The sequence below is a fragment of the Parasphingorhabdus sp. genome (assembly GCF_039982395.1).
Classification (GTDB): Bacteria; Pseudomonadota; Alphaproteobacteria; order Sphingomonadales; family Sphingomonadaceae; genus Parasphingorhabdus.
The window spans coordinates 559,425-584,026 of sequence record NZ_JBDWYO010000006.1 but is presented as its reverse complement, the minus strand read 5'-3'; the positions used below and the strand labels follow the sequence as shown (position 1 = coordinate 584,026).

Sequence of the window (24,602 nt, the reverse complement as noted above, 5' to 3'; positions counted from 1 at the left end):
CAATAGCGCGAAAAAATGAGTGAAGACAAATCCTATTATTTTTGCGGTATCGGTGGCTCCGGAATGTTGCCCCTGGCTATGATTGTCAAAGCTGCGGGCGCGCGGGTTGCGGGATCCGATCGCGCTCTGGACCAGGGACGATTGGCCGACAAGTTTCAATGGTTGCAAGACCGCGGTATCACGCTGTTTGATCAGGACGGCAGTGGCCTGGTCGACAGCCATCAGATATTGATTGCATCCGCAGCTATAGAAGATAGCGTCCCAGATGTTGCACGGGCCATTGCCTTGGGTTGCAAGCGAATGACACGCGCGGAGCTTCTGGCAGAGCATTTCAATTCTGCGCCCCATAGTATTGCCATTGGCGGAACAAGTGGAAAGTCGACTGTAACGGGCATGATCGGCTGGGTGCTAACGGAAGTTGGCCTTGATCCTGCAATCGTGAACGGCGCGGTGATGAAAAATTTTGCCGATGCGGATGCCCCGTTTGCCAGCTCGAGAGTCGGGGCAGGGTCAGTGATGGTGAGCGAGGTTGACGAAAGCGATGGTTCTATTGCTTTGTTCAATCCTGAAATTGCGGTGCTCAATAATGTCAGTCTTGATCATAAAAGCCTTGAAGAACTTAGAATATTGTTCGGCGATTTTATCGCAAAGTCACAGCACGCGATTTGGAATCATGATGATGAGGAATCGCAGCTGCTCGTGAATTCATGCCACTTGGCCAAGGCAAGCAGTTTTGGGTTCTCGGATGGATCTGATTATCGGGCCCTGGACGTGCTGGAGAAACCTCTTGGCAGCAGTTTTACTATGCGGGTCAACGGGCAAGACCATCAACTAAACTTACATGTGCCTGGCCGACATAATATCGCCAATGCCCTTGCAGCCATCGCGACGACTTGTGCAATGGGCGTGCCGATAGAGGGTGCGATATCGGCCATTTCGACGTTCCAAGGGCTTGCCCGCCGGTTCGATGTTGTCGGGACCACGAACAACATTAGCGTCATTGACGATTTCGGGCATAATCCCGATAAAATTGCCGCAACATTGCGGACTCTAAAGGCCTTCCCGGGACGTGTCATCGCCTTCTTCCAGCCTCATGGTTTTGGACCGATAAAAAAAATGGGAGCAGAGCTCGCGGCGGTTTTCTCTGAATATCTTGGCGAAGATGACCATGTCATTCTGTGTGACCCCGTTTATTTTGGTGGTACGGTTGATCGATCGCTAGGCAGTGAGTCCATCGTGGATGCCATAGCTGCTGCCGGCGGCAATGCAGAACATATTGCGGCGCGGCAGGACTGTGGCGACAGGATCGTGAATCTTGCTGTGCCGGGGGATCGTATCGTCGTCATGGGCGCGCGGGATGATACATTGCATGGCTTTGCGCAGTCGATGTTGGTCGCGATCGCCAAAGACAGAATATAGTCGCCGTAGTGGTATATTCCTGACGATCCCGGCTTTGCTTCATCGCAACAATGAGATTATCGCTTCGAGGGTGTCCGCCTGACGAGGTTGCAGTTGCGTGAGAAATTGCTTTTCTGCCTTACAAGGACGAGCTTCTGGGGCGTTCAAAGGGAAAGATGCTGTTAACTCTTCTAAAGAAAGCCTTAATTTTTTCAGCCATTGAATGATGGCAGGTCAAAATTAACCAGCTAGCGCAACAGTTTAGTAGTATCATATTGTAACGTACTGTATCATTTGCCGTGTCAAACTGCCTTTTGTCGCCTGGCTCCTCCACAAATGATGGGCAAGTGGGGCAATTCGGCTTTTGCCTGTGGTAACCCAATTATGCGCCACAATTGTCCCAGCATCGCTACGGTATTCTGGTCATTATCGTATCGATTGTTCCTGATGGAGCGGATGAATTCTCTATCCGCTCCATCAGTGAACAGCCGCCAGGGAGCCTCCCTCTTGCTAAATATTTGTGGGATGGGTCATGCAGTCAGCCGGTACGATATTGTGGAGAAAACAACCCGATTACCCGGGGTATTTTTGTGGTTTCCGCATCATAATTCCAGTGCTTCTCATTGTGATAGCGGTCGGCATTGTACCGGCATTAGCCTCTGAGGGCTCGACGACGGCTGCCCAAGGAGGGTCGGTCAATGGTCGCATCGTCACGATAGCAAGCGCGCGCGTTGTCAGCCGTTTCACCATGACTGCCAATCCACAAGCAAGCATCAGTTCCAGTGCATCGGACATCCATATTTTGCGGCGCACTGCGCATCACAATTGTGCTGCTCTGATCGGTCCCGATTACGATGAGGACATCGATGCGACCTGCGAACTGCGGTTGATAGAATTGCAGTAAAACGATCATCAAAGGGAAAGAAAATGCCAAATTTCATTGGGAGAGCCAAAGTGAAACAACTGCAAAAAGACCGATCCGGTCACCATCGGCCGGCGCTGTCGCGTGCTCTGGTTTGTGGCATCGCATCCATGTTTTTTGCTGCTCCACTGTTCGCGGCGTCGGAGGAAGGCTCCGGCGAGAATATTGCTATCGGACTTTCCAGCAATATTGTTTCCAGTCCCTTAGGGCAGGGAAATGCGGCGCAGGTCGTTCCCGGTGCTGTTGTAGACTATTCTGTCAGCGTGACCGGACCCACTTTGTCAGGATCGCCGGCGACCTCCTTCATGATCACTGATGTGATCCCTGAACATCTGATTCTGTTCGTGGGTGACTTGGCTCGGAGCGGTGCCGGGCCAGCGGCGTTTGTCGACAATGACAGTGATCTGGAATTCAGCTTCGAAGGCCTTACGAGCACAGATGATTCCGTCGAGTTCTCCAGCGATGGCGGCATGACGTTCGACTATATTCCCGTCGCAGATGCCGATGGTTTTGATCAGAATGTGACACACATAAAGTTGCGGCCGCGCGGAGTATTATTGCCGGTTAGCGGCAAATATGAACGATTTTCTTTACGGTACAGAATGAAGGTCAAGTAGATGAAAAATACCATCGAATTCGAGATGCCATCCTCCGACGAAACGGGTCCTATCATTGCAGAAGCGGACCGGCGGAAACAAGACCGGCATATAGCGATGTTGCGGCTGGCAAAAATCAGAGCAGAATCTGGAGAAGGCTGGGGTTTTATCAAGAATCTTTCATCCACCGGAATGATGCTTGAAGTGCACCCCAGTTTTGAACTGGGTGAAAATATTTCAGCGGAACTAACGGAAGATCAAATATTGTCGGGTGTGGTGCGATGGCGCGAGAATGCCCTGGTCGGTATCGAGTTTTCCAAACCTATCGATGTCTCAAAAATATTGGCCAAGCCGCATGAAACCGTATCGGGACGAATTGCCCGCCTACCGCGGATCGAGGTGAGCCACCCCATTAATCTCTATCAGGGCTCAGAACTGATCCATGGAGATATTTGTGACATTTCACCCGCTGGAATCTGTGTGCAGACAGATTCAACCTTCGCGCTTGGCAAGAATCTGCGGCTTTCCGTGCCTGAATTGCTGAACATCAATGGGGTCGTTCGTTGGCAATCTGGCAACCGTGTCGGCATCGCATTTTCCCAGAGGCTTCCGCTCGATGATCTGATGGTCTGGTTGTCCACTTTCTATCGGGCAGCAAAAATTGATGCGGTTGAACTGGCGGAACTGAATCAGGAGGACAATATGTCGCGTGCTCGGGACCTGGCAGCAGAATCGCTGCCGTTTCATGTCATTGGCCATGATGACCTGGGAAAAGAGATACTGATCGACAAGATGGATACAGCGACCCAGGCCTTGATCCAGTTCAAAGCGACGTCAAAATTCTTCTATCGGGTCAGCATTAGAAATGCCGACAATGTGGAACTCTCGATCGGAACGATCGTTTTGCGCGCATTTGATGAGGAACGGCTTGCAGCAAAACCATAGCTTCAGCAATCCGACCGAGGCTTAGAGTCTATTATAACGGAACGTCAGGACTAGACTGGCGTTTGACTGAACTAATGTCCTCCCGCCTTCGCGATACCTCTCGGATTCCAAATTCTATCCAGATTTGATGGTTTGAAAAACTTGACATTCTCGGCTATGTTACAAGATGTTACGTTTTATAATGCGGAAAATCACGTTCTTTTAGAGAGTGTTTTTTTCCAGAAAAAATGACGGCTATGCAAGTTTTCTGGGGTTTTGAGGCTTTGCAAGAGTTGCAATAGGGGTGATATTGAAACGATGGAAGAGTCAACCGCTCTACAGCTATGTTTGGAACGCGACCGGTTATTGAGCGATCCGAAATTTGCGCGATCACCAAGTATGTGCAAGCTGTTGCGATTCTTGGTGGATTATAAATTGTCCGGAAATCCAGTCCCCTTGAAGAGCTATACGATCGCAACAGATGCGTTCGGTCGTGGTGAGGATTTTGATTCTCAGACCGATAGCTACCCCCGGGTCCAAATGGGCCGCCTTCGCCGGATGCTCGACAATTTCTACCTCGCACATGGAGGCGAAAACCGACTGTATATTGCACCGAGCAAATATGAAATCATCTTAGAGCCCAATATAGAAATTTCGGATGATAGCGAAAATTTGATCGGGAAATCGATCAGCCAAAAGGCCTCTGAACCGATAGCGTCAGAACCCGAAACCGTTGCGGCATTGGCCAAGCCAACCGTGGAGAGTCGCGCTGGGTCCAGATGGCCAATCCTGATTTTGGTATCTGCAATCGCATTGGTTCTCGTCGGTCTTTTGGGTTATTCTCTATGGCCTAACAAGCCGGCAGATGAGATCGCCTACCCGAGAGTTTTGTTGGATTTGCCAAAGAGCGGTGCTGGCAATAGCGGTTCAGAACTATCCGAGGTCATTGGCAATCAATTGGTCCGCGGCATGAGCGGATTCGATAGAATACGGATTTTCGATGCCGGGTCCGAACCGGTGGAAGGTTTCGACTATGCAATCCGTCTACGCTTTATGGATGCTGAAGCCGGCCAAATCGAACTGCGGTTGCTGGAAGAGGACAGCGGAGAGATCTTGTGGTCGAGAGAAATCAGCACGGAAGATACAGATGCGCTAGTGCTGGCCATCGACAAAGCCATTATATCGCTGGTCGGAGACTATGGTGAGATAGCACAAACTGAAATGTCCAAAGTTGGCAATGACTTCTCAGCGGGCTATCCTTGTCTGCTGCAATTTGACATGTACAACCGCTATCGCGAACCCGAAAAACTCGCACCACTCCGCAATTGTATGCGCAAGTCGGTGCAACGCTTTCCTAAAGATGTCTATCTTTTGAGCATGGTCGCCTTTGCCCAAAACATGACCCAGAGCGTAGACACCAAAGCGGAAGAAAAAGGGGCAGGCATGGCGCTTGCGAGGCGGGCTGAAGCACTGGATCACGCAAGCGCAGGTGCCAATTTTGCGGTGGCACAATCCGCCTTTTTCGTCGGTGATTGTATCACCGGGCTTGCCTGGGGCAAGAAGGCGGTAAAGTTAAATCCCCTGAATTCCAGGATTTCCGGATATCTTGGCCTATATTTGATTGCGTGCAACCATCCTGACGGGGAAGCCTATGCTGTCCGCGCGCTCCAGATGGATGCCAATGCAGATATGTCCATCGCAGCGGCGGTGGCATTGCAAATGCTGAAACGGGGTGATGCCGAAGATGCAAAGAATATGTCTCTAGAATATATGGCGTCCTCTCCTCGATACGAGCCAAGTCTCGAACTAACCTATATGTTGTCCATGGCTATGCTGAATGACAAAAAAGAAGCGCGGCGATCATGGAAGATACTGGCAACGCGCTATGGCTTGCCGGAAGCAACTGCGCCGCGGGAAGTGCTTGGTCGTTGGATACTTAGTCCTCTCGTGATCGAGGAAGCCATGAAGATAATTGAACGGACAAAGATGCTGGAAGAATGAACCGTCCTTCGGCCTTTCGGGATTGACCTTTTCTCCAATCATTTATCTCCCATCCAAACTTTGGCTTGTCAGCATCCCATTTGAGAAATGTCTTGTCGATCGTGGCTGCTGAGCGCAGTCAAGCATGACGTTGTTGTTCAAGAGCGGATCGATCGGGCCGGGGCAGGCAACCGATCTAATGACGTTGGCTCTCAAGTCGGCGCGAAACAAAGTTGATGCCGCCGAGAGGGAGAGAGAGATTGACCGACCAAGCCATGGCATCCGCCGTGAGACAAAAGCCCTCACTCTGGACGAAAATCGCATATGGTTTCGGCTCCGTGGCTTATGGTACCAAGGATGCTGGCCTCAAATATTTCCTGCTGCTTTTCTATTCACAAGTTGTGGGGATGGACCCGCGGTTGGTCAGTCTGGCTATATTGATCGCGTTGGTTTTTGATGCGCTTAGCGACCCGATTGTTGGCTATTGGTCGGACAATTTTCGATCGAGATGGGGACGGCGTCACCCCTTCATGTATGCAGCAGCCATCCCGGTTGCACTGAGCTATTATTTCATCTGGATACCGCCCGCCGGCTGGAGTGATCAGGCTCTTTTTTGGTATGTGGTCATACTCGCGATTACGATCCGCACTTTCATAACCATCTATGAAACACCCAGTACGGCATTGGCAGCCGAGTTGACCGACGACTATGATGAACGGAGCAGCATATTGAGCTTTCGTGGGTTCTTCGGCTGGTTTGGCGGCAATGCGATGACGGTTGTCGCTTTCTCTCTGATCTTCCCCGCCTTTGTCACTGTCGCGATCAAGGATGGGCAGTTTAACCCGGATGCCTATGCATTTTACGGCCTGATGGGGTCATTGGTCATGTTCGCGGCAATTGTGATCTCGGCCATCGGCACCCACCAGCATATTCCCAAATTGAGGCAAGCGCCGCCCAAGCGGGATATGACGATGACAATGATTTTCAGAGAAATCTATCAAACTGTCGCCAGCGGTTCATTCTTCGCGTTATTTGTCGCTTCTCTTCTCCGGTTTGCGGCCAGCGGTTTTGCTGCCGGTCTCACCTTTTACTTTTCTATCTATTTCTGGGGCTTTACCGCCGAAGAAATCGGTCTGATCACATTGGGTGTGTTCCTGTCCGCGATAATCGGCGGATTATTGGCGCCATTTGTTACGCGAACATTGGGCAAGAAGCGCGGGGCCCTTGCCGTCGGTTTCGTGGGGTTCATTGGTTTGCCGTTGCCGATCTTCCTGCGCTTGATTGATGTCTTGCCGGAAAATGGAACGCCAGAAATATTCTGGATCGTTGCCATCACCAATACACTTGATGTCGGATTGATCATTTGTTTCCAGGTCTTGGCGACCTCGATGATGGCAGACCTGGTGGAACAAGGTGAAGTCAAAACCGGCAACCGCTCGGAAGGTCTGTTTTTCGCAGCGGCCACGTTCATGCGCAAATTTGGCGAAGGCTTTGGCATTGTGATTGCTGGATTTGTTCTGTCCGTTGTCGGCGTCGCGGCCGGCGCAACGCAAGGCGAATTGTCCGATGAGATATTGTGGAAATTGGGGGCGGTATATGTGCCGGTCATTTTGGCTATGTTGCTGACCGTCCTGGTGATCATCAGCTTCTACAAAGTCGACCGAGCCAAGCATGATGCGACGGTTAAGGAGCTGGCCGCACGAAAAGCATCGCCGTGATCAGCGTTCCACCATGTTGGACATTGTGTTCTGATCCCAATCACAGTCCGTGAGATTGGCCGTCATCGGGGCTAGCAAAGGGAATGAATGAGGAGAGCGTTCGTGCATGAGGTTGGCTGGCAACCAATTTAAAACGCTCTCCTCAATAGATTTTTAGAGGCTTAAAGCTTCAGCAATTCATCATATGCGTCGCACGCATCTTGAAGTGAGTAGCTGCCATCTGCAGTATTTTCTTGAACCTTTTTCTGAATCGCCATCATTTCCTCAGAAAGTTCCTGCAACTTGGCTGGATCGCCGGCCAGTTCCTGCATTTTGCTAGAGAGCGCGGTCGCTTTTTCTTGCATGTTTTCTTGAGTACATGCCGCCGCAGCAGCTTCGTTGCTGGCCGCCGCATCGGTGCCTTCAACGGAATCGGCGCTGTTGTCAGCACAGCCGGTCAGAGCCAATGCACCAACAGACAATATTGCAAAAATTGATTTGTTCATTTGATATCTCCATTTGGGAACGCGGTTCGTTATGCAAAAAAAGATCAATGTACAACCTCAAAATGCAAGATTCCGTTTTTGTAACAATCTGAAATTAAAAGGATAAAAGCAATGATGATTGAGCGTGTCGATCATGGCCTTTTAGAGATGTAGCGCGTCCGACGCTCGAACAAGAGCGTGCTTTTGTCACCAGCATTGCGGCTTTTCTCGAACAGGAAAACCTGGATCATCGATTGAAAGCAAGGTTTTGAAAGCCGGCAAGGGCGGAATTCTGAAAGGAGGAAATTGGTCATGGCTGGCATGGTTCAACAGCAGACGCCGGTTGATAAATGAAATCATGAAAGGCCGGTCGGCGCAGTCGAGTGTGCAACATTCCGTTTTTATGAAAACGGCCAGAGCTAGTTCGTTTTAGCCTGCGCGCTGTCTCTTGGACTTCTCCGCATAAAGCGCTTGATCCGAACATTTGAGCAATTCAGACAATGATTGACCATTTTCGGGATAGGTCGCAATCCCGAGGCTTGCCGACACCATGATCTGCCGGCTTTCCCATAGATGGGGTAGCCTGATCACGGCACGGATCGCTTCTTTCTGTTTTTGATGGAATGCGGCATCGCCGCGTGAGTTGGACAATATTGCAAATTCATCACCGCCGAGCCGCGCAATACATGGCGCGCCAACGCAGGTTTTCTGGAGCCTTTTGGCAACCTCAATCAATATCGCATCGCCTGCCGGATGGCCGTGTTGGTCATTGGCATATTTAAATCCATCCAGATCAATCATCGTCAGCACGATTTGATCGTCCGATTGGCATGCGGCAGCCATCTCTTCAAATTTCGCGTCAAATGCGCGGCGATTGGCCAGGCCGGTCAACGCATCGCTCTCGGCCAGCGTCTGCAGCTTTCTTCTTAGTTTGAGACTGCTAACGGTCTGCGCAAAATTGTGGATGATGAAACCGGTCATCAGCCAAGAGACGATCATCAGGCTGATTCCCATCGCGCGAATGCCCGCATCTGTCGAAAGGATCATCGCCACCGTAGGCGCAAAAAGTGCGGTGACCATCAGGCCAATGGCGGCGCGCGGCAAGCTGCTGAGGCAAATTCCGGCGGAGAATGTCAGCATGAAAATGAAGATTGGCGCCAATACCCTGCGCGCTTCAATGGTCGCGTAAAAGGCATCCAGCGTCCACAAAGCACCGATCAGACCAAGGCCCCAGGCGATCAATGTCGTCGATTTCAAATGCCGTCTGGCTTTTACAAGATCGCCTGGCAGACCCTTGCGACGATACCAGACAAGGCAGCGATAAGCGCCCATCGCGATAAATCCGCTCGGGAGAATGAGGTGATAAATTGGATCAAAACCGCCACCTGACGCAGCAGAGGCAACAATCGCGATGGTCGCGATGGTGAAATAAAGGACCGGAATAAGCGCCCCGATCCGGTCGTGCTGCATTAAAGTCAAATCATCATGGATGGCCGCAGGCACGGCACAGCCAGTCGCCTTCAATAGGCGCTTCCCGAAAACCCTGCATTGCCGCAATATCCTCCGCATGGATATTTGTTCCGATACTTATTGGTAATGATCGGAGCTGTCTGGCTTAACATGGTAAATTTCGGGTTAATGGGAAGGAAAAGCTGATTCCGCTAAAACCAGAATTCTGGTCGCCGCTATAGGCGAAAAAGCGGGCGTTCGACTATTGGTTCATGATTAGCACCAATCTCAAAAACCGAGGCTTATGCCGCCGCCCAGTGACGTTGCTTCGGGCCCGACAAAGCCGATGCTTTGCGTTGCGAAAAGACTGAGCCTCAATTGATCCGTCACGGCGAATGACGCGGACGCACCAAATTCCGCCCAGACATCTCCTTGCCCCGGTTGGTTTCGGATGGCGACAAGCTGGGCCATGCGGGATCCGCCGACGTTGCTCCCCGGGGAAAATGCCGTGCTATTGGAGCTGGCTACCAATGCGACATAGGGAGAGATTCCATGGTTGGCATCATGGCCAAATAAATGCGTGTAGGTCAGCGAAAGGGTTCCGCTGACGCCCTCTTCTTTCTCCTCAACCGTGGCCAGACGGCCGCTGGCCAACATTGCCGCCCGTCCAATGTCGACACTGTTAAAATCTACCGCGATCGAGGGAGATAGAAAGCCATGTTCACCGACTGCCAGGTCATAGGTCGCGGATCCACCAATCCCGAAAACATTGCCATTGCTGTTCACGATGATGGCATTGCCGTCATCGCCGATAAGCTCATCATCAAATTTCCGGCGACCGACCGATATATAGGCATCCAGACTGACTTCATCGAGCCCGATCCCGCCAGAAAGCCGCAGTTGTTGGCTGCTAGCGGGAACAGCAAAGATCAACCCTTGTGCGTTACCTGCATCGACCAGAGTAGCGGATAGCTGGACATATCCATCGTCGATGTTGCGGGTGATAAACGCGCTGGCATAGGTTTGATCATCGACATCACCGGCCAGAGTTGCTCCTCCGGAAAGGCCGACTCTCCATTGGCTTTCGGAATCACTTTCCGAAGCCAAGGCCGGCGTTGCAATCGCGTGTAAGGCCCAAAAAATCGCAACTTTCTTTTTCATAAATCCCCCATATTTCTATCGCTTGCAGCATAGAAACGCAGCAAATTCGAAAATCCTTCAAAAAAATTCAAAGGGTTTTAGTCTCTGTTGCGTATTAAATTTATCGGCCGCATAATTTGGTCCGATACGGAGAAAGATATTTTGGAAACGGCAAGGCCTGCTGATCGCCTAGATGACGATGCATTAATGCGTCGTGTATCCGCGCGGGATTCGGATGCATTGCATTCAATTGCCGATTTCTATGGTGATATTCCTTTTCGTATTGGCTGCCGGATGCTCGCTGATCCGGTCGAAGCGGAAGATATCGCGCAAGAAGCTTTGCTGAGATTGTGGCGATATGCCGACCGCTGGGCAGAAGGCGGTCCGGGTATTGCTGCATGGCTAAGCCGTGTTGCGATGAATCTATGTCTCGACCGGCTGCGCAAAACAAGGCGCGATAGCGATGAAGATATTCCGGATTCTGCCGACGAAGCGCCATTAGCCGATGCCACAATGGAAAGCGATGAAGTGAAGCAAGCCGTAATCGATTGTATCCAGTCGCTGCCCGATCGCCAGCGCGCTTCGGTCATCCTGACCTATTATGAGCGCCTCTCGAACAGCCATGCTGCGGATCAATTGGAAATGAACATCAAAGCCTTTGAATCGATGCTCTATCGGGCACGCGGTGCTTTGGCAGGCTGCGTTGAAGGCAAGGGTGTTATTTCCGCGGATGTGGAAAGAATACACCCATGAGCGCACATTTTTCTCCCGCCATGCAGGCAGCATTGGATCGCTATGAGGTGCCGAACCTGTCCGATGGTTTTGCGGATCGCTTGGTGGCGCGTGCAACCGCAGAATCAGCGGTCGCGCGCAAAGCGGTTCCGCGCAGGCGAACGAATAGCCCGTGGAAGCGCATAGGCCAGACCATTGCTTCGATCGGGATGGTTGGTTTTCTCTCTGCCACCGCCGCTGCGATGGGCGCCTTTGGTGAGCCTGTGGAAGTGCCGCTCATTTCCAATGTCGCGCGCGAATGGAATCTCGTCGAAGCGCCCGTTCCGATCGTTCGGGAAAATGGGACCAACGCCTCCGCTTCTAATCAAATGGCACCCGAAAAATTTACCGAAGCGGAAGCAGGCGTGACCGCCAGCACTGCCAAGCAAACCTTGAGCACGATCATTGAACATCCCCGTTTCGAGACGCTTAGTCCGCGTCAGAAGCGGGTTGTTTTGCGGCGCGCATCGAGAAGACTTGTCGGATCGGGCAGGTCCAGCCGTGACGATATCAAGTCTGCCTTTCGTGATATCCGCACAGAAAGACTGGAGTCCGGTCAAGCCGTCCCGCCGGAGAAGCTGGGCAGAGCGGCGAGAATGAAGCAGCGCTTGGACAATGCAACGCCCGAGCAAAAAGCAAGGATAGCCGAACGTCTTGAAGATTTGCCGGAAGAACGACAAGCGGTCATTAAAGAACGTCTGGGGCTAGAGGACTTGCCCGCCGAGACCAATACCGAGACCAGTACCGAGACCAGCGCCGAGCCGGAGGCGGTTGCTGAGATTCCCGCAGCACCGGTCACGCCCGCTGCGGACGAGGCCGAAAGCAGTGCAGAGGCAACGGCCTTGCCGCCGGTAACCAGTGTCGTGCGCCAACAGCGGATCGATCAATTGAAGGAACGCTATCGCGATGCAACCCCCGAGCAACGCGCAATCATGCGCGAAAGGATGCAGGAGCGCCGGAACCAGCTGAGAAGCAAGCAGCAGCGCGAGCGAGGGACAATGTTAAGGCGCAGAAAAAACTAGATTTTTTCAAATGGGAAAAATTTCGAAGGGATTTTCTTCTTTCTCCGTTGAATAGTCAGAACCGGAAAATTCCGGCGACCATCAAAACGGAGAAACTGGAATGAAAAACTTTATATCCCTTTCCATCACAGCCATGTTGATCGCATCGCCTGCAGTGGCGGAACGTTCTAAAACGGTCACGGTCGACAATGAAAAGATAAGCGGCAGCAAAACGATTGTGCGCGATGGCCAAGGCAATGTTGTCGTTGACGGCGCATTGACCCGCAAACGTGACGGCGCCACCGCGACTCACAAATATGACCGCAGTCGCACCGAAAATGGCTGGACCGCCAGCGGCCAGCAAACCGATTTCCAAGGGCGGTCTCGGGGCTTTGATTATCAGCGGACTCGTACAGAAAATGGATTTGAAGCCACGGGTTCCGCCTATAATCGTCGGGGCGACGAATATGGCTATTCTGCTTATAGCCAGCGCGGCGAAAATAGTCGTGAGCGCGGCCGCAACGTGACGCGCAATGGCGCTGTGGTTTATGATCGTGTTGATACGGCCACCCGGAATGATGCCGGCCAGATTGTTCGCAACAGCGCCGTCACTCGCGATCCAACCTTCCGTCCCAAGAAGAAAATTCGGCCGCTTCAGGTCAAAAACCCGAAGCCGGGACGGCGCTTGAGAAACCGTCGCGGCAATTAATCGGTGACGGGATGGTCATGGCAGCCCACTGACTTCCGACACGCCATCCCGCCTCCCATCGCAACGCAGGAGCAAAGATATGAAATCGATTTTTGTCATCATCAGCGGCACAATGCTGTGGACGGCCCCAATGGCAGCCGCTCAGACGCCGACAGCGCCGGAACTGCCAAACACGAGCGAAGCGCAGAATCTGCTGTCACCTACGACGGTCACGCAGGTTGGCACCACAGTGACCCGACCGCTCCAGAAGGCCAGGCCAGGCGACAATTCACAAAAACCCAATTGGCGGCGCATCAATCACAAAATCAACAAACGCGCAAAAAATGCGGTCGAAAATGGGGCCAATCCGGCGCGGGTTCGCAAGAAGGTGCAAGCGCACAAGCGGAACCTATATCGGCGGTGGAAAACCTCCCAAAAATAGGAATCCCAGGACGAAGCCGGTCCTGCCCCTATGTCGGCTTCTGGACGCGGGATATCTTGAGAGCCTGGAGAAATTCAGGCTCTCTTTCCTTTTGGAATTTTACGCGAAGCAATGCTTCGGACCCCATGGTTTAGAAATATCCGCGTCGGGGGTGTTGAGGACATATCCAATCCCGCAGATTAACCCCAGTTTTCTAACCATTTCAAACCTTCCGGCCCTCTTTGGCAATATACCTGTGCTGGCAGATCCAACCCTCTTCTCGACATCCTGGGGTCTATAGCGCAATAAACGGTACCATCTCACCAGCCTCGGTCGCCTCGGCATTGGCCGGACGACAGAGGAGGGCGTTAGATGCGGCGAGGACCGAGAGTTTGGCGCTGTCCTGGCTGTTGAACGATGTGATGCCGTACTGGTCCACTTTCGCGCGGAGAAATTGCGCGCGGGGACCGGTTGCGGGGAGGGCTTCTTTGGTGGCTGCGCTTTGATAATCCGGCAAATATTGTGAGGATCCGGCCATAAACCGTATCAAAGGGAGCAAGAATAGCGCGGCCGCAACATAGGCGGAAGCGGGGTTGCCCGGCAAAGCCAATATGACCGTGGATCCCATTTTTCCGGCCATCACCGGCTTGCCTGGCTTCATGGCAATTTTGTAGAAATCAATCTCTGCGCCAAGCTTGCGGAAAGCGGGGCCAACAAGGTCATGATCTCCCACCGATGCGCCGCCGATGGTGACGATGATATCGCAATCCTGCGCGCTTTCCAGCGCCTTGCATAGCGTGTCCATATCGTCCGCTATGCGGCTCAGGCTGCGGGTTTCGGCGGTGAGACCCGATAGCATCGCTGACACCATGACGTCATTGCTGGCGGGTATCTGGTGGAGCAGCGGTTCCTGGCCGGGGACCACCAGTTCATCACCGGTTGAAACAACCGCAACTCTTGGCTGTCTCCCGACCGGCAAGGTGCCATAGCCCGCGATAACCGCATGTCCCAAAGCTGCTGCGTTGAGCGGGCTGCCGGCAGGCAGGCCGGTATCACCCTGTTCGAAATCGCCGCCTCTGTGCCGGACATGACGTCCCTTGTTGGGGGAGGGCTCTTCGGTCAGCGTGATGGTCTCGCCATCAGCCGCGATATTTTCCTGCATCACCACGGTATCGGCGCCTTCGGGCAGCAAGGCGCCGGTAAAGATACGGGCTGTTTCTCCGGGTTTTAGCGCTGGACAGGGCGGGCTTCCCGCTTTGCATTCCCCAACCAGTCGCCATGGCCCTTCGCGATCCTCAAAGCGGATGGCATAGCCGTCCATCGCGGACATATCGGCCGCCGGTTGCGCGCGTTTTGTGATCAGGTCTTCGGCAAGATAACGGCCCACGGCATCATGGATCGAAATGGTTTCGGGAGAAAGTGGTGCGGCGAGCGCGATCAGCCGTTTCTGGGCTTCTTCCAAAGGCAATAAATTGCTCATGGAGCCGTCCAGTCTCCCGATTTTCCGCCCGTCTTGGAGAGCAAGCGAATGTCACTGATCACCATGTCTTTTTGCATTGCCTTAGACATGTCATAGATTGTTAAGAGTGCGATAGAACAGGCTGTTAATGCTTCCATTTCTACGCCAGTTTTTCCTGTAAGGCGGGCCATGGATGAAGCCTGAATACCATCGTCGAGAAAGGTGAAATCCACGGCGACTTTGGTCAGGGCAAGCGGGTGACATAGGGGGATCAGGTCACTGGTTTTCTTGGCCGCCATGATTCCGGCAATCCGCGCGGTTGCCAGCACATCGCCCTTCTTCATGCTATTGGCTTTTATCGCCTCCAATACTTCCATTTTCATCGCGATCCGGCCTTCGGCATGGGCTTCACGGACCGTTTCGGACTTGTCCCCCACATCGACCATATGGGCCGCTCCATCGCCGTCGATATGGGTCAATTTGCTCATGCGGTTCCTGTCAATAGCGTGCGGGTTGCGGTTTCTACATTATCTTGTCGCATTAGAGATTCACCTACCAAAAACGCGCGAGCACCCGATTGGGACAGGCGTTGGCAATCCTGATGCGTGAAAATGCCGCTTTCCGAGACCATGATCCGATCTTCCGGCACCAGCTTTGACAGGCGCTCTGTTTGTTCCAAAGACGTCTCAAATGTCTTTAAATTGCGGTTGTTGATCCCCAGCAGCGGCGACTGCAGTTTTAGCGCGCGCTCCAGTTCCTCCTCGTCATGCACTTCGATCAGGGCATCCATACCCATAGAAAGGGCCTCAGCTTCGATCTCAGCGGCAAGACTGTCGTCCAGTGCTGCCATGATGATCAGGATCGCATCGGCCCCCAGCGCCCGGGATTCGGCAACCTGCCAGGGGTCGACCATGAAGTCTTTGCGCAGACATGGCAGGTCGACGGCTGCGCGCGCGGCCACCAGAAATTCGTCTGCGCCCTGGAAATAGGGGGTGTCTGTGAGAACCGACAAGCAAGCCGCTCCGCCAGCCTGATAGGCGCGCGCATGGGCAGGTGGATCGAAATCCTCCCGGATCAAGCCTTTGGACGGGCTGGCTTTCTTGACTTCCGCAATCAAGGCGAAGCCATTGGCGGATTTCTCTCTTATCGACGCAATAAAACCGCGTGGCTGATCCTGCCGTCTGATTTCCTCTAGCAGGGCCGGCACCGAAATAATGGCCTGCCGTTGCCGGACATGTTCTTTCTTCGCTGCACATATCTCGTCGAGTTTGTTCATTGGTTGGCAATCCAGCAGTTGAGCAGGGCATTGGCGAGGCCCTTGTCAAGAGCTTCGGCCGCTTCTTCAACCCCAGCTTCCCAGCTATCGACCTCTCCCGCAACCATCAAGGCTGCGGCACTGTTCAGCAGCACCGCATCGCGATAGGCCGATTTCTCGCCCAGTAGCAGCGCCCGCAAGGCCGCCGCATTATATTCTGCATCACCACCTTTGATCGCTTCTGCAGCGTGGCGCGATAGTCCCACATCTTCAGGAGTTATGCGGCTCATCGCAACGGCGCCATCACCAATCATGGCAATCCGGCTGGGACCAGAAATGCTGAGCTCGTCCAGACCTTCCTCGCCGGAAACAATCATTGCTTTTTCATAGCCCAGTTGCAGCGCTGCTTCGGCATAGGTTTCGACAAGGTCCGGCGACGCGACGCCGATCAACTGCCGTTTGACTCGCGCGGGATTGCAAAGGGGGCCTAGCAGATTGAAGATCGTCCGTTGACCGATCTCCTTGCGGATCGGAGCGAGCGGGCCAAGCGCCGGATGATGGTTGGGCGCGAAGAAAAAGGCGATCCCGATTTCACGAAGGTTTTCTTCGCCATTGGTCGCCGCCTTGGCAAGGTCCAGTCCAAGAGCCTCAAGCGTATCCGCCGCGCCCGATTTGCTCGAAGCCGCCCGATTGCCGTGCTTGGCCATAGGAATGTCGCAGGCGGCCACCACCAGTGCTGTTGCGGTGGAAATATTCAAACTGTGGCTGCCATCCCCGCCGGTGCCGCACACATCAATCGCATTTTCCGGCGCTTCAACCGAGATCATACGGGAACGCATCTCAAAGACGGCAGCGGCGATTTCGGTCGCCGTTTCGCCGCGTTTGGCGAGGCTTACCAGGAATGATTTCACATCATCGGCTGCGCAAGCGCCATCCAATATCGCCGCAAAAGCAGTGCGGGAAACCGCTTCGGACAGCGGGCTTTCCGGTTGGGGCAAGGCACTCATGATTGTTCTTCTCCCGGGACACAACTATCCTGAAGCCGCCGGATCAATCCTGCCTTTGCAGCAGGCTGTGTGAATATCCGGTTGGGCAGGAAATTATACAATTGATCCGAACGGTACATCAAAAGGACATTATTGTCGGACCGCCATTTTACCATATCTGCAAATGCCAAATGACCATGGCCTTGTTCGTTGCTGGAATATAGTTTTTCATCATCCCACCAGGTCGTCAGTTCCAGCCGCAGGTCCTTTTGCTGCTTGTAGATTTTCTGCGCATACCATGGTGCCCACCAAAGTGGCATGATGACCGACAATAGCAAAGCAACAAAGCCGACCCATAGCGTCATTCCTGCGATAAGGCCGATCGTCTCGTTGATGGAACCAAAACCGTTCCAGGCCGCCAAGACGATGCCGATGGCTAGGCCGAAAAGAAGAAAATAACCGATCCGTTTGAATCTGCTATGTGTCATATGAAGACGAAAAGCGGCTTTAAGGTCTTCTTCTTTCGGGGTAAAAATCAGCTTCTCGATCATGCAAGCGTCTTCGCTTTCATCCCGGCGATCGTCATGAAATTTGCGAGCAGAGCATGGCCATGCTCTGTGGCAATGCTCTCGGGATGGAATTGCACTCCGTGAATTGGCAGGCTTTGATGACGGAAACCCATGACCGAACCGTCGTCAGCGGTCGCGTTGACCGGCAGGCAGGTGGGAATATCCTCGACGATCAACGAGTGATAGCGGGTGGCGGTATACGGGGAGGGTAATCCGGCAAAGACGCCGCTGCTGTCGTGCTTTACCGGTGATGTCTTGCCGTGCATCAATCCCCCGCGGACCACTTGCCCGCCAAAATGCTGGCCGATGCTTTGGTGGCCAAGGCAAACGCCAAGCAATGGTTTCTCGGCATCGGCGCAGGCCGCAACCAAATCAAGCGATATGCCCGCTTCATTTGGTGTGCAGGGGCCAGGAGAAATCAGAAAGGCTTGGGCACCGGTCCGCAAAGCTTCTGCGGCCGTTAGCGCATCATTGCGTTCTACGCGCACCTCAGCACCCAGTTCCATCAGATAATGGACCAGATTGAAGGTGAAGCTGTCATAATTGTCAATGACGAGGATCATGCAAATCTGCCTAGTGGCAATTTTCGCTCTCGCCAAGCTTTGACGTGCGGTGGAGTGATGATAGAGCATAAAAAAGGGAGTTTTATTCATGGGCGAGCCGGTCACTGTCAGTATTCCGCATAAATTGGGTCTCGCCGAAGCAAAAAGCAGGATCGGGAGCGGTATTCATACGCTGGGCGATATGATTCCAGGAGCCAGTCTTCAGGACCATCACTGGGAAGGCGATCATCTCCACTTCACACTGGAGGCCGTTGGCCAGCGGATCGGTAGCGAAATGCAGGTCCGCGAAGACGAGGTTTATGCGATTCTGGATCTCCCACCGATGCTGGCGCTGTTTGCGAACAAGATAAAGGAAAAGCTGATGCGGGAAGGACCCAAAATGCTGGAGTAAGCGCTTCCACCCGCAAGCAGGTGGCAGATTTCTGGTTAGAAAATGCCGCTTATATCAATTACCTTTTTGTCTTGGAATCCTGAACATGAATGTGAAATTGCTTATTGCCTTGGTCTCGACGGTGCTGATCGGCGCTTTGGTTTCTCTAGCCGGTAGCCAGGGCGGCGCAATGGCGGGTTCGATTCCGGTCTTTCTCATATGCGGAATATTGGCTTTCGGGGTTAACTGGCTTGCTTTCATTCCCGCCAATGCCGCGAAGACCGAAAAATTTTACGACCTCACGGGGTCTTTTACCTATTTGACGCTGATGATCGTGGCTTGCGCGCTTTCAGCACCCCTTGACCTGCGGTCTACTATCATTGCGGCGATGGTCGTCGTCTGGGCCCTGCGCCTCGGATCGTTCTTGTTCCTCCGCATAAGGGCCGATGGCGGCGATCAGCGCTTCGATGCGATCAAACAGTCGCCCGCGCGGTTTTTTCTGGTCTGGACCATGCAAGCTATATGGGTCCTGCTGACCAGTGCCAGTGCTTTGATCATCATCACCAACAATATGCGAATCGGGCTAGATATTTTCGCCTATGTCGGAATTGGATTGTGGCTCGCTGGTTTTCTCATTGAAGTGGTCTCTGACCGCCAAAAACGGGAATTTCGCAAGATTCCCGTCAATAAGGGGCGCTTTATTTCCACGGGCCTATGGGCATGGTCGCGGCATCCGAATTATTTCGGTGAAATCCTGTTGTGGACCGGTGTCACCATTGCATCCTTGCCAGTTTTGAGCGGTTGGCAATGGGTGACGATAATTTCGCCAATCTTCGTGGCTTTGCTGATCACTCGCATCAGCGGTGTGCCTAAGCTTGAAGCGCATGCAAAACGGAAATGGGGGACTGAACAGGACTATATCGATTATGTCACATCCGTCCCGTTGCTCATTCCTCGGCCACCGCGGTCCTGAAATTACGGGATTGGCTTTTGTGCCTCTAGCGAGCCTTAAAGCTCACTGCCCGAAGCCAACATCCTGTGCCCGGTCCACCGCCTCTTTTGCGGCCGCCAGCAAGGCTCCCGCTTTGGCTTTGCACTCTGCCAACTCATAGGCTGGATCGCTGTCTGCGACAATTCCCGCGCCAGCCTGCACATGCAGGGTGCCATCCTTCACAATCCCGGTTCTGAGGACGATACAGCTGTCCATGCTGCCGTCAGGGGAGAAATAGCCGACACCACCAGCATAGGCGCCGCGGGTCTCGGGTTCCAGTTCGGCGATGATCTGGCACGCCCGCACTTTGGGTGCGCCGCTGACAGTTCCCGCTGGAAAGCCCGCGAACAGGGCATCTAGTGCATCCTTATCCGGGGGCAGTTGGCCCACCACATTGGAGACAATGTGCATCACATGGCTGTAGAACTCGACGGTATAGCTATCAGTGACCTCGACGCTATTGGCGGTCGCAACCCGGCCGACATCATTGCGACCCAAATCCAGCAGCATAAGATGTTCGGCCCGTTCCTTGGGATCGGCGAGAAGGCTCTCCTTGTTCGCTTTATCCTCGGCGGCATTGGCTCCCCGCGGACGGGTTCCCGCGATCGGGCGGATCGTCACTTCACCATCGCGTGCCCGAACGAGAATCTCTGGGCTGGAACCGGTCAGGGCAAAGCCGGGCAAGTCGAGGAAGAACAAGAAGGGCGAAGGGTTGATCCGGCGCAATGCTCGGTACAGCTCGATCGGAGGCAAGGTGAATGGCGTGGTAAAACGCTGGGCGAGCACCACCTGAAAGATATCACCTGCTTCGATATAGTCTTTGGCTTGCAATACCATTTCGCTATATTTTTCGGCGGAAACTTGCGGAGTGAAGTCCACTTTTTCCAGGATCGGTTTGGACCCATTTTCTCCGCCGACGGGTGCAGAGGGAACTGCCGAGGCTAAGCCCCGTTCAGCTTCGTCTAGCCGATCTTCTGCCGATGTGATCTTGCTTTCGCTACTTCCATCGGTCTCTGGCCACACCGGAGCGACCAAGAATAATTCGTCGGCCAGCCGATCAAAAATCAAGATCACTGTCGGCCGGACGAACAGCATATCGGGCAAATCCAGTGCAGACTGCGGCGCACGCGGAAGCTTTTCGACCAATCCTATGGTTTCATAGCCGAAATAGCCCACAAGGCAGGCTAGGGCGCGCGGCAATGCCTCTGGCACATCCATCTGGCAGGCTTTGACCAGATTACGGAGCGCTGAGAGGCTATCGCCGCTTTCGGGAGCAAATGCGTCACGGTCTTTCAGCCAGATGGGATTTATCGCGGCTTGCACGCCATTGGCTCGGAACACCAGATCAGGGGCCAGGCCAATCAGGCTATGGCGCCCTCGGGTCTCGCCGCCCTCGACCGATTCCAGCAAGAAATCACCGCGGCCTTCTTCCATGAGCTTCAATGCAGCAGAAACCGGGGTTTCGGTATCCGCGACTTGGCGACGCCAAATCAGGGCTGGCTTGCCGTCCTCCAGTGCCGTGCGCGCTGCTTCAATTCCGAAACTGCCCGCCATCAAGCGATCAGTTGCTACCGAGCAGCTGGTTTTTCAGCGTGGTGAGGGTGTCTTCGCTGCGCTCTACGCCGATATCTGCCTTCATCGCGTTGATGAACTGGGCGGTATATTCATTGCCAAACACTTGCTTGAACTGTGTTTTCGTGGCGCCAAGCAAGTCTTCCCGTTTTGAAGCATCGCCACGGTTCAACTTGTTCAGGACAACGACGAACCAACCTTGATCACGCGGCGCTGCCAGTGATTTGGCTGTGCCCTCGGCCATGCTGAACATCAGGCTCAGCGGCGCGGGGACTTGTCCCTGCTGGCTTTGCCGAGCCAGATCGGCCCTCGTCGAGCTAATCCGTTCGGGACGGGGTAATTGTACGCCTGCATCGGCAACGGCTTTGGATAAGGAGGTTCCGCTGCCGACCGCTTTGGCAATTTTATCTGCAACGGCCTTGGCCTTCTTCGATCCTTGCTCGAGCATATAATCGCGCGTCACAAGCTGCTCGATTTGTGCCAATGGGGGTGGAGCGGCTTCGGTGATTGTCGGGACATCGATCGCAGCATATTGCTGGCCTGGAATGATTTCAACAATTTGAGGGTCGGAATCTTCTTCAACAGCAAATGCCACCGGTAAAATCAGCTGCATTTCGGGAACGGGCCGGTATTTTTGATCATTGGGATTTTGGCCATTGGCGAGAAGGGCCGGAGTGGACTCTAGTTTGAGCTCTTCTGCTTTGACAATATCGCCCAACGTCGCGCCATCGGCAAATTCATCTTCCAAGCGGACCGTAAGTTCCGCCATCGCTTCTTCGATTTTGGTCCGCGTTAATTCGCTGACAATCTCGGTTCGAACCTGTTCCAGCGTGCGGCCGGGTATCTGTTTAATGTCCGTGACCTTGACGATATGCCAACCAAGCGCACTTTGCGCAGGTCCGGCAACCGCTCCAGAGGCAACTTCGAAGGCGATATTGGCAACGGCCTGCGATGCACTTTCTGCAAAATCGGATTTGCTAATTGATCCAACTTCGGCAGCCGAAAGTCCGACAGACTGAGCCGCTTGCGCGATCGTGGTGCCGCCATTAATTTTATCAGCCAACGCCTTGGCGGCAGCTTCTGTTGGCAGAATGACTTGGTTAAGATTGCGCGTTTCACTGGCCGAATACTGAGCTTTGTTGAGATTATAATAGCCGGCTATTTCTTTCTCGGTTGGCTTGATCTTGTCGTTGAACCGAGATTTTTCGAAGAATGCATAGCGGATCGTTCTGCGTTCGGGGATTGTATAGCGCGCCGCGTTCTTGGCGTAAAATGCCTCTACTGCTGCTTTCGCGGGCTTGCTGTTGTCGATGAAGGCAACCGATGGAATGGTTGCGATTTGGCCATCGCGAGACTCGAGCAGCAAAGAAGCATAGGGCACAACAAGCTTTTGCGGCACTGCGGCTCCGTAACCAGCCGCGGTCAGAAGTTGGTCCGCCAGCAGGTTGCGCGTAAAGTCGTTGCGCAATTGGGTTTCATTTATGCCCTGTTGTTGCAGAGCGCGGCGGAAATTTTCTTCGCTGAACTGGCCATCAGCCCCCTGGAAAGTCGGGATACCGGCGATTTCGCCGTCGACGAGACGTTTGCCCGCCGCCATACCATATTTGGTACCAAAATCGGCAATCGCAAAGCTGTTGATCAACCGCTCCAGCACATCGTCAAAGCCACCGCCATTGATATAGGTTTTGAGATCCAATGCGGTGTTCTGACGCTGTTCGCCGCGAAAGGCATTGTTGACGGACTGGCTTATCTCAGAAGTGCTTAGTTCGCTGTCCCCGATTTTGGCAGCAGTGCCTGCGCCGGTGACGCCGCCAAAGGTGCCGCTGCTCGATACATCGGCCGTAGCAAAGGCAAAGGCAATCAACCCAACGAAACAAAAGGTAAAGAAAAGCCCGAGTTTCGAGGAAAAAATACGGCGGAAGAAACTGATCATGAAAGAGATGTTCCATTGCAGGAGTGGGATTTGCGCCTGCTTTAGGCGGCTTGGCTTTGCGGTTCAAGCAAAAGACTGCGGAAGGAAATTGGCAAGGGCAAGGATTTTTGTTAGCGAACGACCAATAGAAAATGAGAAAAGGCACAAGGCATCATGGCAAACCGTAAATATATCGTCGGCAACTGGAAAATGAACGGACTGCACGCGCAGCTGACAGATATAGCGGACATTGCTGCGATCGCGGCCAATCAAAAGGGGGCAGATGTGGGTATCTGTCCTCCGGTGACATTAATAGCCGCTGCCGCAGAGGCGAATCCTGACTTTGCCATTGGCGCGCAGGATTGCCACTCTTCTGAAAGCGGGGCGCACACAGGCTGCCTTTCCACCGCGATGCTTAAAGAAGCAGGCGCTAGCTATTCCATTCTCGGGCACAGCGAACGCCGGGCCGATCAGCAAGAAAGCGACGCAGATGTGAAAGCGAAGGCAGAATCGGTCCATGCGGCGGGCCTGGGCGCAATCATCTGTGTTGGTGAAACCGAAGAAGAGCGCGACGCGGGGCAGGCTATTGATATTGTTACCGTTCAATTGGCCCGGTCTTTTCCGGCAGGCGCTAGCGCGGATTGGCTGACCATCGCCTATGAGCCCGTATGGGCGATCGGCACAGGCCGCGTTCCCGAGACCAGTGATGTCGCAGAAATGCATGCTGCGATCCGCGCAAAGCTGGCCGAACTTATGGGGCAGGGCAGCGATGCAGTCCGCATCCTCTATGGCGGTTCAATGAACGGCAACAATGCGGAAGAATTGCTTGCCGTTCCCAATGTTGACGGCGGTCTCGTAGGAGGAGCGAGCTTGACCGCGGCAAAATTTGGACCGATCATCGAGGCTGCTGCCACTTGATGGCATTGCTGCAGTTTGATGTGGCAGGTTGTTGAGGGTTTTCATCGCTTGAACTCCGGCGGTCCAATCGCTATGTGCGCTTCAAGTTGGAGCTTACGCTCGCCCTATTAGTTCGGAAAATCCATGTTTCTTTTTCTTACCGTCGTTCAAGCCATTGTTGCCGCCATGTTGGTCGGCGTTATATTGATGCAGAAATCAGAAGGCGGCGGACTGGGCGTTGGTGGCTCTCCTTCTGGCATGATGTCGGCGCGCGGTGCATCAGATTTGCTGACCAGGACGACTTCTATCTTGGCGGTATTGTTCGTAGCATTGTCGATCACTCTTGCCGTCCTTGCGGCCGATGAGGGCAAGGTTGAAGCGATCGATCAGAGTTTGCAACGCGACACTAGTGCGCCAGTTTCGGCACCTGCAGACGCTGTTCCGCTGGTTGGCGACGATCCGTTGGCCGCTGCCGCTGCCGCTGCAGCAGACGCGCCCGAAAGCGAAGCTCCGGCCGCAAATTCAGACAGCGCTATTCCGCTCGACCAATAAGCTC

At 53.6% G+C, this 24,602-nt stretch carries 25 protein-coding genes; 14 read left to right on the top strand and 11 right to left on the bottom strand.

Annotated elements, in window-relative coordinates:
- Window positions 1-15 precede the first annotated feature (15 nt).
- The 6 genes from ABJV08_RS12975 (at window position 16) to ABJV08_RS12950 (ending at window position 7,538) form a co-directional block, all read left to right on the top strand.
- Entirely contained in the window at window positions 16-1,419 is a 1,404-nt protein-coding gene (locus tag ABJV08_RS12975; protein WP_348039830.1) for a Mur ligase family protein, read from the top strand.
- A 592-nt stretch (window positions 1,420-2,011) separates the two neighbouring features.
- Window positions 2,012-2,302: a hypothetical protein gene (locus ABJV08_RS12970; RefSeq protein ID WP_348039831.1), complete on the top strand. Its 291-nt coding sequence runs from the start codon at window positions 2,012-2,014 to the stop codon at window positions 2,300-2,302.
- A 50-nt stretch (window positions 2,303-2,352) separates the two neighbouring features.
- On the top strand, window positions 2,353-2,937 hold the full coding sequence (locus ABJV08_RS12965) for a hypothetical protein (protein WP_348039832.1): 585 nt from the start codon (window positions 2,353-2,355) through the stop codon (window positions 2,935-2,937).
- On the top strand, window positions 2,938-3,861 hold the full coding sequence (locus tag ABJV08_RS12960; protein WP_348039833.1) for a PilZ domain-containing protein: 924 nt from the start codon (window positions 2,938-2,940) through the stop codon (window positions 3,859-3,861).
- Window positions 3,862-4,296: 435 nt separating this feature from the next.
- Window positions 4,297-5,841 (top strand): hypothetical protein, encoded by a 1,545-nt coding sequence (locus tag ABJV08_RS12955; RefSeq protein WP_348039834.1) that lies wholly within the window; start codon window positions 4,297-4,299, stop codon window positions 5,839-5,841.
- 239 nt (window positions 5,842-6,080) lie between these two features.
- The gene (locus tag ABJV08_RS12950) at window positions 6,081-7,538 is read left to right on the top strand and encodes an MFS transporter (protein WP_348039835.1); all 1,458 of its coding nucleotides are present in this window, start codon (window positions 6,081-6,083) and stop codon (window positions 7,536-7,538) included.
- Between the two features lie 161 nt (window positions 7,539-7,699).
- Here ABJV08_RS12950 and ABJV08_RS12945 read toward each other — a convergent pair whose 3' ends face one another.
- The 3 genes from ABJV08_RS12945 to ABJV08_RS12935 form a co-directional block, all read right to left on the bottom strand.
- A complete protein-coding gene (locus ABJV08_RS12945) occupies window positions 7,700-8,023 on the bottom strand; it encodes a hypothetical protein (RefSeq protein WP_348039836.1) in 324 nt (107 codons plus the stop codon).
- A gap of 408 nt (window positions 8,024-8,431) precedes the next feature.
- Entirely contained in the window at window positions 8,432-9,526 is a 1,095-nt protein-coding gene (locus ABJV08_RS12940) for a diguanylate cyclase (RefSeq protein ID WP_348039837.1), read from the bottom strand.
- Between the two features lie 213 nt (window positions 9,527-9,739).
- Window positions 9,740-10,612 carry a hypothetical protein gene (locus ABJV08_RS12935; protein ID WP_348039838.1) on the bottom strand — a complete coding sequence of 291 codons (873 nt, stop codon included), beginning with the start codon at window positions 10,610-10,612 and terminating at the stop codon, window positions 9,740-9,742.
- Between the two features lie 186 nt (window positions 10,613-10,798).
- On the opposite strand from ABJV08_RS12935, the gene ABJV08_RS12930 reads away from it, so the two are divergent.
- From ABJV08_RS12930 to ABJV08_RS12915, 4 genes are all read left to right on the top strand, one after another.
- A complete protein-coding gene (locus ABJV08_RS12930) occupies window positions 10,799-11,344 on the top strand; it encodes a sigma-70 family RNA polymerase sigma factor (protein ID WP_348039839.1) in 546 nt (181 codons plus the stop codon).
- Entirely contained in the window at window positions 11,341-12,384 is a 1,044-nt protein-coding gene (locus tag ABJV08_RS12925) for a hypothetical protein (protein ID WP_348039840.1), read from the top strand. The genes ABJV08_RS12930 and ABJV08_RS12925 overlap by 4 nt, the downstream gene beginning before the upstream one ends.
- Before the next feature lie 100 nt (window positions 12,385-12,484).
- The gene (locus ABJV08_RS12920) at window positions 12,485-13,072 is read left to right on the top strand and encodes a hypothetical protein (protein ID WP_348039841.1); all 588 of its coding nucleotides are present in this window, start codon (window positions 12,485-12,487) and stop codon (window positions 13,070-13,072) included.
- 79 nt (window positions 13,073-13,151) lie between these two features.
- The gene (locus ABJV08_RS12915) at window positions 13,152-13,493 is read left to right on the top strand and encodes a hypothetical protein (protein WP_348039842.1); all 342 of its coding nucleotides are present in this window, start codon (window positions 13,152-13,154) and stop codon (window positions 13,491-13,493) included.
- Window positions 13,494-13,767: 274 nt separating this feature from the next.
- Here ABJV08_RS12915 and glp read toward each other — a convergent pair whose 3' ends face one another.
- From glp to ABJV08_RS12885, 6 genes are read right to left on the bottom strand one after another with little or no spacing between them, the layout of a single operon-like run.
- Window positions 13,768-14,952 (bottom strand): gephyrin-like molybdotransferase Glp, encoded by a 1,185-nt coding sequence (gene glp, locus ABJV08_RS12910; RefSeq protein WP_348039843.1) that lies wholly within the window; start codon window positions 14,950-14,952, stop codon window positions 13,768-13,770.
- Complete coding sequence (gene moaC / locus ABJV08_RS12905) at window positions 14,949-15,419, bottom strand: cyclic pyranopterin monophosphate synthase MoaC (RefSeq protein ID WP_348039844.1); 471 nt, start codon at window positions 15,417-15,419, stop codon at window positions 14,949-14,951. Before moaC ends, glp begins: the two co-directional genes overlap by 4 nt.
- Complete coding sequence (trpC, locus tag ABJV08_RS12900; protein WP_348039845.1) at window positions 15,416-16,207, bottom strand: indole-3-glycerol phosphate synthase TrpC; 792 nt, start codon at window positions 16,205-16,207, stop codon at window positions 15,416-15,418. Before trpC ends, moaC begins: the two co-directional genes overlap by 4 nt.
- Window positions 16,204-17,193, bottom strand: a complete 990-nt coding sequence (gene trpD / locus ABJV08_RS12895; protein ID WP_348039846.1) for an anthranilate phosphoribosyltransferase — start codon at window positions 17,191-17,193, stop codon at window positions 16,204-16,206. The genes trpC and trpD overlap by 4 nt, the downstream gene beginning before the upstream one ends.
- Window positions 17,190-17,723 carry a YcxB family protein gene (locus ABJV08_RS12890; RefSeq protein WP_348039847.1) on the bottom strand — a complete coding sequence of 178 codons (534 nt, stop codon included), beginning with the start codon at window positions 17,721-17,723 and terminating at the stop codon, window positions 17,190-17,192. Before ABJV08_RS12890 ends, trpD begins: the two co-directional genes overlap by 4 nt.
- Entirely contained in the window at window positions 17,720-18,304 is a 585-nt protein-coding gene (locus ABJV08_RS12885; RefSeq protein ID WP_348039848.1) for an aminodeoxychorismate/anthranilate synthase component II, read from the bottom strand. The genes ABJV08_RS12890 and ABJV08_RS12885 overlap by 4 nt, the downstream gene beginning before the upstream one ends.
- A gap of 88 nt (window positions 18,305-18,392) precedes the next feature.
- Here ABJV08_RS12885 and ABJV08_RS12880 point away from each other — a divergent pair, with 88 nt between their 5' ends.
- On the top strand, window positions 18,393-18,695 hold the full coding sequence (locus tag ABJV08_RS12880) for a polyhydroxyalkanoic acid system family protein (protein ID WP_348039849.1): 303 nt from the start codon (window positions 18,393-18,395) through the stop codon (window positions 18,693-18,695).
- A gap of 85 nt (window positions 18,696-18,780) precedes the next feature.
- The gene (locus ABJV08_RS12875; RefSeq protein ID WP_348039850.1) at window positions 18,781-19,647 is read left to right on the top strand and encodes a DUF1295 domain-containing protein; all 867 of its coding nucleotides are present in this window, start codon (window positions 18,781-18,783) and stop codon (window positions 19,645-19,647) included.
- Window positions 19,648-19,689: 42 nt separating this feature from the next.
- Here the strand turns inward: ABJV08_RS12875 and trpE are convergent, their stop codons facing one another.
- Both trpE and ABJV08_RS12865 read right to left on the bottom strand, forming a co-directional pair.
- Complete coding sequence (gene trpE, locus ABJV08_RS12870; RefSeq protein ID WP_348039851.1) at window positions 19,690-21,219, bottom strand: anthranilate synthase component I; 1,530 nt, start codon at window positions 21,217-21,219, stop codon at window positions 19,690-19,692.
- 7 nt (window positions 21,220-21,226) lie between these two features.
- Entirely contained in the window at window positions 21,227-23,170 is a 1,944-nt protein-coding gene (locus ABJV08_RS12865; RefSeq protein ID WP_348039852.1) for a SurA N-terminal domain-containing protein, read from the bottom strand.
- Between the two features lie 153 nt (window positions 23,171-23,323).
- Between ABJV08_RS12865 and tpiA the strand changes: the two genes are divergently transcribed.
- Window positions 23,324-24,067 carry a triose-phosphate isomerase gene (gene tpiA, locus ABJV08_RS12860; RefSeq protein WP_348039853.1) on the top strand — a complete coding sequence of 248 codons (744 nt, stop codon included), beginning with the start codon at window positions 23,324-23,326 and terminating at the stop codon, window positions 24,065-24,067.
- Between the two features lie 123 nt (window positions 24,068-24,190).
- Window positions 24,191-24,598 (top strand): preprotein translocase subunit SecG, encoded by a 408-nt coding sequence (secG, locus tag ABJV08_RS12855; protein ID WP_348039854.1) that lies wholly within the window; start codon window positions 24,191-24,193, stop codon window positions 24,596-24,598.
- The last annotated feature ends 4 nt before the right edge of the window (window positions 24,599-24,602 follow it).